The following is a 13013-nucleotide window of genomic DNA, read 5'->3' as shown; positions in this document are numbered from 1 at the left end:
GATGATGGCGGTGTTTTATTCAGTGAATAAACGGTTACGCAGTACGGGCTACCGCGTCACGCGAGGCGGCATCGCGCTCATCACCCACCAGTTCGCTGAGCTGCCCATTGCGCATTTCGAGCAGACGGTCGGCGTGGATGAAATAGTGATCATCGTGGCTGATGGCAAAAATGGTTTTTCCCATTTCCTGCATCAACGGCAATAACACCTGGTAGAATTCGCGACGGAAATGCGGGTCCTGATCGGCTGCCCACTCATCCAGCAGGATGATGTCACGCTCTTCCGCCAGCGCCAGCAGCAGCGCCACGCGTTTTTTCTGCCCCTTCGACAGCTTCAGGTTGAGAATACGCCCATCGCTTAACTCGAGTTTGTGCGCCATTTTCAGGTGTTCAAGCCATTTATCTACCAGTGCAGAATCGGCGGGTTTTCCTTCCGGTCCCAACAGCTGATCAAACAACCAGACATCGGTAAATACCGCGGAAAAAAGCTTACGATAGTCTTCGGCGTTATCCGCCGGGATCGCTTCGCCATCCAGCAAAATCTCGCCGGATTGCGGCTGGTATAATCCGGTCAACAGCATCGCCAGCGTCGATTTTCCACTCCCGTTGCCGCCAATCAGGAACAGCAACTCTCCCCGATGGATGGTCAAATTGACCGGCCCCACCGAAAACGCATTGTCCTGGTAGTGGAACATGACATTGCGCAATTCCAGCGTTTTCCAGTTTGGGAATGCTTTGGGGCGTGGAAATTCCGCTTTAAAAGGTGCCAGAGAAAATTTATTGAGCTTATTAAACGCCACCTGCGCGGTGAGCAATGTCGGTAACGCCCCCACCGCAGATAACAGCGGCGTACGCAGGAAAAGCAGCGTCAGAGAGTAGGTCGCGGCCACGTTAGTGTCTGCCCAACCGAGACTATTTGCCATCCAGAAGACCAGACCAATAGCCCCTAACATCATGATATTCGACCAGTTGACGGCACTGAGATGGAAGGTGTCCGCGCGAATAATGTGGTGGCGATACTCTTTCGCATCCGGCAGATACAACTGGTTAAAAATATGTTCCGCACGCTCACGGTTCAGCGTCAGCTCTTTACGCCCTTCCAGCACGGTCTGATAGTCGTTATACAGTTTGTCTTCCGTTTCGCGCAGTGTCGCCATATGTCTGTACACCCGCGCGACCAGCACGAAGCCCCCCCAGATAGTTACCGCCACCCAAATTGCAGTGACCAGCAACATCTTGGTTGAGAGCATGGCGAGATAGGCCGCAGATCCGAGGGTCAGGATGATACCCTGCACCAGTTCAGGCAAGCGCACAAACGCAATGGTGATATTGCGGATGTCGCTGGTTAAGCCTGCGAGTAACGAAGCACTGCCCAGTTGTTCGATACGTTCAACACGGGTATCCAGAATACGTTTGATGAACTCGCTGCGCAGACGGTAGACAAAATGGTGTCCCAACGTCGTCAGCGCCAGCTGGGATCCAAGCGTCACCGCCATCAACAACAGCAGCAATCCGAGAAATTCCGGTAATACCCTCAGCGAGATGTCGACCGTTTCGATCAAGCGTTGATTGATAAACGCAATCAGCCCGATTCCCAGCGCAGCGCTGGCGAGGCTGAGCGCCATGACGCTGATAAATGGCCAGCGATACTGCCGCCAGACAAGAAGAAGAAGTTCCATTCAGACAACCCGGACAAGTAATAACAGCCCGCAGTTTAAACATCTCAACGCCGACAGCAATAATAATTCTTATTTTTATTCCCTTTTACCCGCCTGACGAAATGTCAGATTGTAGCGATAGTCGGCGGTCAAAGGATGAAAGCCCGATTTAATCGGTTGTATACCATGATAAAACAATCGCGATTCACCGCCCCAGACCACAACATCGCCATGCTCCAGCAACAGCCGTTTTAACGGGTCATTGCGATGTAAACCACCAAACAGGAAGACAGCCGGTAGCCCAAGGGAAACCGAGACGATAGGCGCTCGCAGATCCGGTTCATCTTTATCCTGATGCAGCGACAACTTCGCCCCTGGCGCATAGCGGTTGATAAGACAGGCGTCTGGCGTAAAGTCAGGATAACCTGCTGCGGTTGCTGCCTGTTGGCACAGGCTGGCGAAAGCCTCAGGCAATGGCGGCCAGCGTTCGCCTGTCAACGGGTCGATCGGCGAGTACAGATAACCGTGCTGATCGGTGGTCCAGCCCAGCGGACCGCAGTTGGTCATCGCCACTGACATGGTGTACCCGCCGGGTGTGATCATATGGCGAAACGGTGACTGGCGGGTAATGGTTAAAATGTCCTGCAACAGTCTCTGCGCCGCGCTGAAAGCAAAACGACGCAGGATAACCGCGCCTGGTGCCAGCGGCTCTTGCCAGGGCTCAGCGTCCGCAAACAGATCCAGCATCATGACTCCTCAGATTGCGTCTCGCGCTTGAGCAATTGCGCCTTACGCGCCACGCCCCAGCGATAGCCAGAAAGCGAGCCATCTCTCCGCACCACGCGATGACAAGGGATCACTATCGCCAGTTTATTTGCCCCACAAGCGCTGGCGACGGCACGGACCGCTTTCGGTTTTCCGATGGCGTTGGCGAGCTGCTGATAGCTGACCGTTTCGCCGCAAGGAATGGTGCGCAATGCCTGCCAGACCTGTTGCTGAAACGCCGTCCCCTGGATGTCCAGCGGTAACGCCAGCGGGGTGTTGCGGGCGTTGATACTGGTAATCACCTGTTGTACCCGTTGCTGAAAATCCGCATCGGCAGGTTCATCACGTGCGGCGGGAAACAGTTCGTGCAGTCCGGCGATAAGCCCGGCATCGTCGTCACCTAACAGGATCGCACAGATCCCGCGTTCGCTTTCCGCCACCAGGCAGCGACCCAATGTACAGTCCGCCATGGCATAGCGAACGGTAACGTTGTCGCCGCCTTTACGAAACTGCTTCGCCGTCATGCCTAATGTTTCATCAGCTTTACGATAATAACTGCTGCTATCAGGATAACCCGCGTTGAGAACCGCCTGCGTCACCGACTCCCCTTTTACCAGCGCGTCACGCAAACGGCGGGCACGCCAGGACTGCTGCCACGCTTTCGGGGTCATTCCCGTCGTCGCTTTAAACAAACGGTGTAAATGAAACGGGCTCATGGCAACGTTCTGCGCCAGAGCCTCCAGTGTGATGGGCGTATCCTGTTCCAGCAAATGGCACGCGCGGGTGATTTTATCCAGCCGCTGTTGATGAGCATTTTCTTTGTCTGGCTGGCAACGTTTGCAGGGACGGAACCCGGCGGTCAGCGCATCACGGGCATCGACGAAAAAACGGACGTTTTTACGCAGGGCATGCTTCGCCCGACAGGAGGGCCTGCAGAAGATCCCCGTCGTCGTCACCGCAAAGACAAACTGGCCGTCAGCAGCAGGATCACGATCCATTACCGACTGCCAGCGTTGATCATCGTTTACTCGTAAGACATTTTTCATCATGGACTCCTTCGGTAAGCATAGTGCTTAGTGTGTCCACAAACCATCGAACGAAAACCCGCAATCTTGCTTTTTAATTTTTCTCGCTGATGAGGAAACCCTTAAACTGCGGCGACATCCAGGTTTTAAACCCGTCGTCTTCTTTGACGATCATGTAAACAGCCAGCCCTTCACGGCGAACCACTTCTTTCGCTTTTTCCGTGCCGAGCACCATCAGCCCGGTATCCCAGCTATCGGCTTCCAGCGCCGTCGGGGCGATCACCGTCACCGACACCAGATTATGCTCAATAGGACGTCCAGTTTGCGGATCAATAACATGAGATACGCGTTTACCGTCCAGTTCATAATAGTTGCGATAGCTTCCGGAAGTGCTGATGCCATGCCCATTGATATCGACAATCGCCTGTACCGCATTCTCCTGATCGGTCGGTTTCTGGATAGCCACCCGCCACGGATGCCCTTCGGCATTCATTCCCCGACTGCTCAGCGCACCGCCAACAGAAACCAGATAGCGGGAGATACCTTCCTGCTCCATAAGATGCGCCAGGTGATCCGCCGCATATCCCTCGCCAACGGTGGAGAGATCAACGTACAAGCCCGCGATATCTTTTTGCAGATACTGTTGCCGCGCCTGCTCAATAACCGTCAGATGCTCCAGCCCGGTTTTAGCTTTTGCGACACGAATCTGTTCCTCCGTTGGGATCGTCACCGGCTGTTGTTCTGGGCCAAAGCCCCACAGATTGACCAGCGGACCGACGGTAATGTCCATCGCCCCATCCGTTTTCGCGCCAATACGCAACGCGGTGGTGATAATATCGGCCATCGCTTCACTGACGGGCCAGGGTGAGAGACTTTGCGACTGGTTAAAGCGCATTAATGCGGAGTCATTTTTATAGGTGGAGAGCAGTTGGTCATCAGCATCAAGCTGGGTCTGAATCCGAACCTTTAGTTCCTGGAAGCGTTTAGCGTCGACACCCACCACACTGACGCGCCAGAAGGTTCCCATCGTTTTACCTTCCAGCACCTGCGCCTCGGGAACCGGCTTAACCGGTTTTGGAGTGTTATCGCACCCCACAAAAAAGATCGTGACAGTCAACAGGACTGTTCGAAAAAAAGTCATTTCCATACGTGATTATCCTCATGCGAACGCGCGCAAGAGTACACCAAAAACCGTTGTTTGTACGCCGGAATAAAGGCATTAAAAAAGGGCCCGCAGGCCCTTTGGTCGACAAAACCGACAATTAGAACTGGTAAACCAGGCCCAGAGCGACGATGTCATCGGTGCTGATACCAGCATCGCGAGTGAAGTTGTTGTCATCCAGCAGGTTGATTTTGTAATCAACATAGGTGGACATGTTTTTGTTGAAGTAGTAAGTCGCGCCAACATCAACATATTTCAGGATATCTTCATCGTCGTAGTTACGACCGTTGATAGTCCCCAGGTCTTTACCTTTGGACTGCAGATAAGCCACGGACGGACGCAGACCGAAGTCGAACTGGTACTGTGCAACCACTTCGAAGTTCTGTGCTTTGTTTGCCCAACCTTCACCGCTCACACGCGTCGCGTTGTAAGTCTGGGTGTATTGCGCAGCCAGGTAAACGTTGTTGGCGTCATATTTCAGACCACCGGTATAGGTTTCAGCACGAGAGCCGGTACCGATATAAGTGCCATCGTTCTGATCATGGGTACGGTTAGAACCAGAAACCGCCGCACCGATACCGAAGCCTTCACCGATATCATAAGTGATAGAACCGCCTACCCCTTCGTCATTCTGGCGCAGAGCTTCACGGCTGTTGTTAGTTTGGTCTTCACCGCTCGGACCACCGTTTTTACCCTGATACTGAATAGCGAAGTTCAGGCCATCAACCATGCCGAAGAAGTCAGAGTTACGGTAGGTCGCAAAGCCGTTACCACGCTGTTGCATGAAGTTGTCAGAACCGTAGGTGTCGCCGCCGAATTCCGGCAGAACGTCGGTCCAGGAGGTCACGTCGTAAACCACACCGTAGTTACGACCATAGTCGAATGAACCTGCATCACCGAATTTCAGACCCGCAAACGCCAGACGGGTCCAGGAATCATTTTGGTTTTCAGAGGTGTTACCCTGAATCTGGTATTCCCACTGGCCGTAACCGGTCAGTTGATCATTGACCTGGGTTTCGCCTTTGAAGCCAAGACGCATGTAGGTCTGATCGCCATCAACGCTGTCATCATCGGAGAAATAGTGCAGACCGTCGACTTTACCGTACAGATCTAATTTGTTGCCGTCTTTGTTATAAATTTCAGCCGCATTCGCGGTACCCGCTACCAGCAGAGCCGGTACCAGGAGGGACAGTACTTTAACTTTCATTTTGTAAACCCTCTGTTATATGCCTTTATTTGCTTTTTTTATTGCCACTGCATACTGGTTAACCCTCATTAACCAGTCGGCAACTTCATTCTCCTCAAAATGACAAAATAATCCAACACGAATATGATACTAAAACTTTTAAAATGTTTCATTTATCCATACAGATGTTTCAAAATGTTAATTTCATGGAACTTTTTTAAAATAGGAAAATGATAAAAATAAGCACAAACTAACAAGATGATTTATTTTTTACTTTAAATTCAGGACATTACCCAACAAAACCCCATAGCACTGAATGATAAAACAAAATACTCGCTGGCCATTAAAATAAACACGCTATCATCATTAACTTTATTTATTACCGTCATTCATTTCTGAATGTCTGTTTACCCCTATTTCAGCCGAATGCACTGCATTCGGTTTTTTTTTACCCTTCTTTACACTACATCCCTCTACATTGTGCTATCGGATAAAAAGAATTATTGAAATTCAGCACTTACTTCCACATTCGCGCGGAATTAACGTCAAAAATATTTTCTTGCTATTTAATGCTACATTTTTCAGTATTTTCCTAAATATGTGTACCTCATTTCATGCGATGTACATATTTATGCGGTAAGAAGGGATCCCCCTCAGGTAGACAGAAATGCGGCGTTTGTAAGAGGCGAGAGTCTGGAAATTCACACATTACCCTTTATACTGCCCTATCCCCTTTCGCCTTGTTAACAGGTCATAAACACGAATGCGTCAGACTGACACAACGGTTTCTACCCGATTCTCCCTGCTGCCGGGAAGCATTACCCGTTTCTTCTTATTACTGATCATTGTGTTGCTGGTGACGATGGGTGTTATGGTGCAAAGCGCTGTGAATGCCTGGTTGAAAGATAAGAGCTATCAGATTGTCGACATTACTCATGCACTGCATAAGAGGGTTGATACCTGGCGCTACGTAACGTGGCAGATTTATGACAACATCGCCGCAACAGCGAACCCTTCAACGGGGGAAGGTCTGCAAGAAACGCGGCTGAAACAAGACGTCTACTATCTGGAGAAACCGCGTCGTAAGACCGAGGCCCTTATTTTTGGCTCCCATGACAGCTCAACGCTGGAAATGACCCAACGTATTTCAACCTATCTGGATACGTTGTGGGGTGCCGAGACAGTACCGTGGTCCATGTATTACCTGAACGGGCAGGACAATAGCTTAATCCTCATCTCTACGTTACCGCTTAAAGATCTCGCGTCCGGCTTTAAAGAGTCGACCATTGGCAATATCGTCGACTCACGACGCGCGGAAATGTTGCAGCAGGCAAACGCGCTTGATGAAAGAGAAAGCTTCTCTTCTCTGCGTCATCTGACATGGCAAAATGGCCATTACTTTACGTTACGCACCACCTTTAACCAACCCGGGCATCTGGCGACCGTAGTCGCATTCGATCTGCCCATTAACGATCTGATCCCGCCCGGCATGCCGCTGGATAGCTTCCGTCTTGAGCCCGACGCAACGCCAACGACGGTACATAATAATGAAAAAGAGTCGCCAGATAGCGTCAGCATCAGTTTCAACAGCGCAAAAATTGAGATTTCATCCGCCCTGAACTCAACGGACATGCGTCTGGTGTGGCTGGTACCTTTCGGGACGCTGTTGCTTGATACGCTGCAAAATATCCTGCTGCCGTTGCTGCTCAATATTGGCCTGCTCGCGCTGGCGTTATTTGGTTACACAACCTTCCGCCATCAGCCCGGCCGCTCGACGGACGTTGCACCCAATACAGCGGCCAATAATGAACTGCGTATTCTGCGTGCAATAAATGAAGAGATCGTCTCCCTGTTACCGCTCGGTCTGTTGGTTCATGACCAGGAAGCCAATCGGACGGTGATCAGCAATAAAATTGCCGATCATCTGCTGCCGCACTTAAATTTGCAGAACATCACCAGCATGGCGGAACAGCATCAGGGGGTCATTCAGGCCACCATCAATAACGAGCTGTATGAAATTCGCCTGTTTCGTAGCCAAATTGCGCCTCGAACACAGATCTTTATCATTCGTGATCAGGATCGCGAGGTGCTGGTTAATAAGAAACTTAAGCAGGCGCAGCGGTTGTATGAGAAAAACCAACAGGGCCGTGCCACATTTATGCAGAATATCGGCGCGGCCTTGAAAGAACCGGTACGTATGCTGGCGGTTAATGCCGCCGCATTGAATACACCTGACAGCCAAAAACTGGCTAATCAGGCTGATGTGCTGGTACGTATGGTGGACGAAATTCAACTCGCGAACATTCTGGAGAATGATAGCTGGAAGAGTGAACCGACACTGTTCTCGATTCAGACGCTGATCGATGAAGTGGTACCGGAGGTCCTGCCGGTGATTAAGCGCAAAGGCCTGCAACTGTTGATCAATAATCATCTTAGCGCCAGCGACGAGCGCCGTGGCGATCGCGACGCTTTGCGCCGGATTTTGCTGCTGCTCATCCAGTACGCCGTTACCACGACACAGATTGGCAAAATCACTCTCGAAGTTGATCAGGACGAGTCCGCAGAAGAACGCCTGACCTTCCGCATTCTCGATACCGGTGAAGGTGTGGCGCCGAATGAAATTGATAATCTGCATTTCCCGTATATTAATGAAACGCAGAGCGACCGTTACGGCAAAGCGAACCCGCTCACCTTCTGGTTGTGCGATCAATTAGCCCGCAAACTCGGCGGTCATTTGAACATCAAAACGCGGGAAACGCTCGGCACGCGCTATACCGTCCATGTAAAAATGACGCCGCATGACCAGCATGCTGACGTCGAAGAGCGCCTGCTTGATGACGTTTGTGTGATGGTAGATGTCACCTCTAACGACGTGCGTAACATTGTTGTTCGCCAACTGGAAAACTGGGGAGCGACGTGCCTCACGCCGGACGAACGGCTGGTAAGTCAAGAATATGATCTCTTTTTAACGGATAATCCGTCTAATCTTACTGCCTCAGGCTTGCTTTTAAGCGATGATGAGTCAGGCGTGCGAAAAATCGGCCCAGGCCAACTGCGCGTCAACTTTAATATGAGCAATGCTATGCAGGAAGCTGTCTTACAACTTATCGAAGAGCAACTGGCGCAGGAAGAGATCCCTGAGTCCCCTCTGGGAGGAGATGAAAACGCCGAACTTCATGCCAGCGGTTATTACGCGCTATTTGTAGACACAGTACCGGATGATGTTAAGAGGTTGTATACTGAGGCGGAAACCAGCGATTTTGCTGCGCTGGCCCAAACGGCCCACCGCCTGAAAGGGGTGTTTGCCATGCTTAATCTGGTACCCGGCAAGCAGTTATGTGAAACGCTGGAACATCTTATTCGTGAGAAAGATGCTCCAGGTATAGAAAAATACATCAGCGACATTGACACCTATGTCAAAAGCTTGCTGTAGCAAGGTAGCCCAATACATGAACAATATGAACGTAATTATTGCCGATGACCATCCGATTGTACTGTTCGGTATTCGCAAATCACTTGAACAAATCGAGTGGGTGAATGTTGTCGGCGAATTTGAAGACTCCACAGCACTGATCAACAATCTCCCTAAACTGGATGCACATGTTTTGATCACCGATCTCTCCATGCCAGGAGATAAATACGGCGACGGGATCACCTTGATCAAATATATCAAACGCCATTTCCCGAGCCTGTCGATCATTGTTCTGACCATGAACAACAACCCGGCGATCCTGAGCGCCGTGCTGGATCTCGACATTGAGGGCATTGTCCTGAAACAAGGTGCCCCAACCGACTTGCCAAAAGCGCTGGCCGCGCTGCAAAAAGGCAAAAAATTCACCCCGGAAAGCGTTTCTCGTCTGCTGGAGAAAATCAGCGCGGGCGGCTACGGTGACAAGCGTTTGTCACCGAAAGAGAGTGAAGTTCTGCGTCTGTTCGCCGAAGGTTTCCTGGTCACGGAGATTGCCAAGAAGCTAAACCGCAGCATTAAGACCATCAGTAGCCAGAAGAAATCGGCGATGATGAAGCTGGGCGTTGAGAACGATATCGCGCTGCTGAATTACCTCTCTTCAGTCACGCTGAGCCCGTCCGACAAAGATTGCTGATGATTTGGCGTCACGGACCTGATGGTGCGATGCCCATCAGGTTTAGACGTTGGTAATAACAGACCGGAAAGCCGGATCAGGCGAAACCGCCCTCCGGCATTTTTATGTCCGCATTTTTCTGACCCGCTCAGCATAGAGCGTCAAGGTTTGTTGCAACACATCCAGGGTGACCGGTTTCGACAGGCAGCTATCCATCCCCGACTCCAGACAACGTTGCTTCTCTTCCGCCAGCGCGTTGGCTGTCACGCCAACCACCGGCAGCGTCAGCCCTAACTGACGAATACGCTGTGTCAGGCGATAGCCATCCATATTCGGCATATTGACGTCACTCAGCACAATATCGATAGGGTTTTTGCTCAGTACATTCAGGGCGTCCACACCGTCATTGGCTGTTTTGCACTGATATCCCAGCGTTCCTAACTGATCGGCCAGCAGACGGCGGTTGATAGGATGATCGTCCACCACCAGAATCATCATATCGTCATTGGCGTCACCGACTTTTTCAGGTGCCGGCAGCGCCGTTGAGGGATCTTCACTGTCCAGTTCAATGCTGTAAATACGCGCCAGCAGAGCGGGTAATTCGTGTGGCGACGCAACGCTATGCACCCACTCGCCTGCCGCTCTTTCCACCGGAATCCCGATATGACGACGGCAGAAAATGACTGCGGCACGCCCCTGCCACGGTTGCTCCAGCGCGTCATCGGTTATCAATACGTCATCTGGTGCGGGTTCCTGACCGTCATAATGGAGCACCTGCACGCCATTACGCGCCAGACTGGATTCCACAAAATGGGCCAACGAGGCGTTACGCACCGCCAGCCAGCAACGGGTTTTCGCAAGATCGTCCGCGGTTTTTCGCGCAGGGAATTGCGCGCCATACAATGGGATACGCAGCGTAAACTGGCTGCCCATTCCGGGTTCAGAATCCACGGCGATATCGCCGTCCATCATGCTGATCAGTTTCTCGCAGATCGCCAGCCCCAGGCCTGTTCCCTGGAAATTCCGCTGTACCCCGGTTCCCACCTGGAAGAAGGGATCGAACAAACGCACCACTTCTTTCGCCGGAATCCCCACTCCTGTGTCGCGCACCCGAATGCTGAGATAGTCGCCGTCACACTGAACATGCAACACAATGCAGCCCGTATCGGTAAATTTAATGGCATTGCTGAGCAGGTTGGAAATTACCTGCTGCAGACGCATCGGATCGCCATTCAGCGTGACCGGGACATCCGGTTCGATAAAGCAATACAGCCCTAACTGTTTACGGACCACCAGCGGCAAGTAGTTTGCCGTAATGTGGCTCATGACTTCCCGGGGCGAAAACTCGCGTGGCTCAATTTTCAACTGCTCAGACTCGATTTTTGAGAAGTCGAGAATATCGCTAATGATTTTCAGCAGCAGACTGGAGGAGTTATTCATCGCTGTCACCAGGCGATCCACCCCTTTCGGTAGCTCTTTGGTTTGCAGCAGATCGAGGTTACCAATAATTCCGTACAACGGTGTGCGCAATTCATGACTCACGGTGGCGAGGAACATCGATTTAGACTGACTGGCCTGCTCTGCCGCCTGCGCCATCTCCTGCAACGACTCTTCCATCTTCACGCGGGCGCTCACATCCACCAGCACGCAAATCGCCACGTTTTCATTGCGATAGCGTGAATGAACAAAGCTAATTTGCAGGTTGGTGTTATTGCTGGTCAACACGTCCACGAAGTTAACCTGCTGCCCGCAGATGATTTGCGTGAGTCTCTGGCGATCCTCGTGGGTGAGCATGTTCAGATAGGTATGCGCAAGTTCATTACTGAGGATATTGATGCCGTCGATGGTGCGCAAAATACAGATCCCCACGGGTGCGGAGGCAACAATTTTACGGTTGAACTGTTCATGTTCTTCCAGTCGCTGAGCGTCACTTTCCGCAGGAATGAAAATCCGTCGTTCATACATGCGCGCCAGCGTAAACAGGGCTGCGCCTACCAGTACATTCAGCACAATGGCATTAAGGATCAGCATGCGGATATGTTCGAGCACCAGATCGACAGGCACCGAGTAGACAATACTCAGGGATGACGGCGGCAGATTTTTCTTCAGCACCAGTTCGTGGAAACCGGGCGTATAGCCAAACCAGGAGCGTTCCTGCATCCAGCGCGGTTCCGCTGTGATAGTGCCATCCGGACCGGCGAGCGAAATTAAGGCATGGCCGTTTTCATCCAGAATCGTTACCCCCATGGGCAGGCTTCCGGGCGTGAAAAAGTTTTCCATGCGAATAGGCTGTTCAACGCCCAGCAGCGCCTGCAGACGATTGGCCAGATAGACCGGCGTCAGCGCATAAAAATAGCCGATGCCCGGCCGTGGCCCCTGACCTATCCAAAAGAGGTTATTCCCGCTCTCTTCTTGTGGTGCATTACGGTACTTAACGATACGCTCGTGTAGCGCTTTCAACGCTGCATCACGCTCAACAGGCATGTCGCGCAGGCCAAAATTCGCCATACAGAGGTTATCGCTACCGATCAGAAATACGCGATTCAGGTCGTAAGCGGCAGAGAAATTGTCGCGCCAGTAGCGCATAAACCATGACAGCGACTCCAGCGATCCCCGCCACATGTTGCTCATGGCGGCACAGTCGGAGTCAGCGAAAAGTGGCTCGAAAGTGGGCACTTCGGTCTTTTCGTCCCGCGTCCGCGAAGACATCACGCCGTTTTCCGCCGTAAGGCGATTTTCAGCAATATACTTCAGTTCTTTCATAACGTCTGAGGTACGCTGAATGTAGCGCTGGGCCTGATCGGAACTGAGGTTAAACTCCTGGCGAATTTCTGACTCTCGCTGATGCAACGCATTCACGATGTAAAACACCGAAGCAAACGCAATCAAAAGCCAGATTAATAACGCCAACGCCCTGAACAGGTAGCGCGACACTTTCAGAGTTGTGCGGAAGGAAGCAAGGTATTTCAAAAGGGCGAAGCTCCGCCTCAGGGTGTAAATAGAGTGTGATTAAGGTAGCGGTAAATGACCGACGTCGCAATGGTCTCGCATGACGGGAATATGATGCACCGCTGAGAAACGTGCGCCCTAATCACCGATAATCGGCGTTTGCCTGAAAAACACAACATGGAATTCA

Annotated in this window: 8 protein-coding genes; 2 read left to right on the top strand and 6 right to left on the bottom strand. The window is 51.6% G+C overall.

Annotated elements, in window-relative coordinates; translation table 11 throughout:
* Window positions 1-34: 34 nt before the first annotated feature.
* The 5 genes from CJP72_RS01760 to CJP72_RS01740 form a co-directional block, all read right to left on the bottom strand.
* Window positions 35-1678 carry a multidrug ABC transporter permease/ATP-binding protein gene (locus tag CJP72_RS01760; protein ID WP_162379191.1) on the bottom strand — a complete coding sequence of 548 codons (1644 nt, stop codon included), beginning with the start codon at window positions 1676-1678 and terminating at the stop codon, window positions 35-37.
* A gap of 75 nt (window positions 1679-1753) precedes the next feature.
* A complete protein-coding gene (alkB, locus tag CJP72_RS01755) occupies window positions 1754-2404 on the bottom strand; it encodes a DNA oxidative demethylase AlkB (RefSeq protein ID WP_162379283.1) in 651 nt (216 codons plus the stop codon).
* Entirely contained in the window at window positions 2404-3468 is a 1065-nt protein-coding gene (gene ada / locus CJP72_RS01750; RefSeq protein ID WP_162379282.1) for a bifunctional DNA-binding transcriptional regulator/O6-methylguanine-DNA methyltransferase Ada, read from the bottom strand. The genes alkB and ada overlap by 1 nt, the downstream gene beginning before the upstream one ends.
* A gap of 73 nt (window positions 3469-3541) precedes the next feature.
* The gene (gene apbE / locus CJP72_RS01745; RefSeq protein ID WP_162379190.1) at window positions 3542-4594 is read right to left on the bottom strand and encodes an FAD:protein FMN transferase ApbE; all 1053 of its coding nucleotides are present in this window, start codon (window positions 4592-4594) and stop codon (window positions 3542-3544) included.
* Window positions 4595-4709: 115 nt separating this feature from the next.
* Window positions 4710-5816, bottom strand: a complete 1107-nt coding sequence (locus CJP72_RS01740; protein ID WP_162379189.1) for a porin OmpC — start codon at window positions 5814-5816, stop codon at window positions 4710-4712.
* Between the two features lie 742 nt (window positions 5817-6558).
* On the opposite strand from CJP72_RS01740, the gene rcsD reads away from it, so the two are divergent.
* Together rcsD and rcsB are read left to right on the top strand one after the other, a co-directional pair.
* Window positions 6559-9228, top strand: a complete 2670-nt coding sequence (gene rcsD / locus CJP72_RS01735; RefSeq protein WP_162379188.1) for a phosphotransferase RcsD — start codon at window positions 6559-6561, stop codon at window positions 9226-9228.
* A 16-nt stretch (window positions 9229-9244) separates the two neighbouring features.
* Window positions 9245-9898 carry a response regulator transcription factor RcsB gene (gene rcsB / locus CJP72_RS01730; RefSeq protein ID WP_162379187.1) on the top strand — a complete coding sequence of 218 codons (654 nt, stop codon included), beginning with the start codon at window positions 9245-9247 and terminating at the stop codon, window positions 9896-9898.
* A gap of 102 nt (window positions 9899-10000) precedes the next feature.
* Here the strand turns inward: rcsB and rcsC are convergent, their stop codons facing one another.
* Window positions 10001-12847 carry a two-component system sensor histidine kinase RcsC gene (rcsC, locus tag CJP72_RS01725; protein ID WP_162379186.1) on the bottom strand — a complete coding sequence of 949 codons (2847 nt, stop codon included), beginning with the start codon at window positions 12845-12847 and terminating at the stop codon, window positions 10001-10003.
* Window positions 12848-13013: the final 166 nt, after the last annotated feature.

Origin of the sequence: Citrobacter sp. NCU1 (assembly GCF_010231475.1) — a bacterium.
Lineage (GTDB): Bacteria > Pseudomonadota > Gammaproteobacteria > Enterobacterales > Enterobacteriaceae > Citrobacter_D.
The sequence above is the reverse complement of the archived record's forward strand: the minus strand, read 5'-3'. Positions and strand labels throughout refer to the sequence as shown.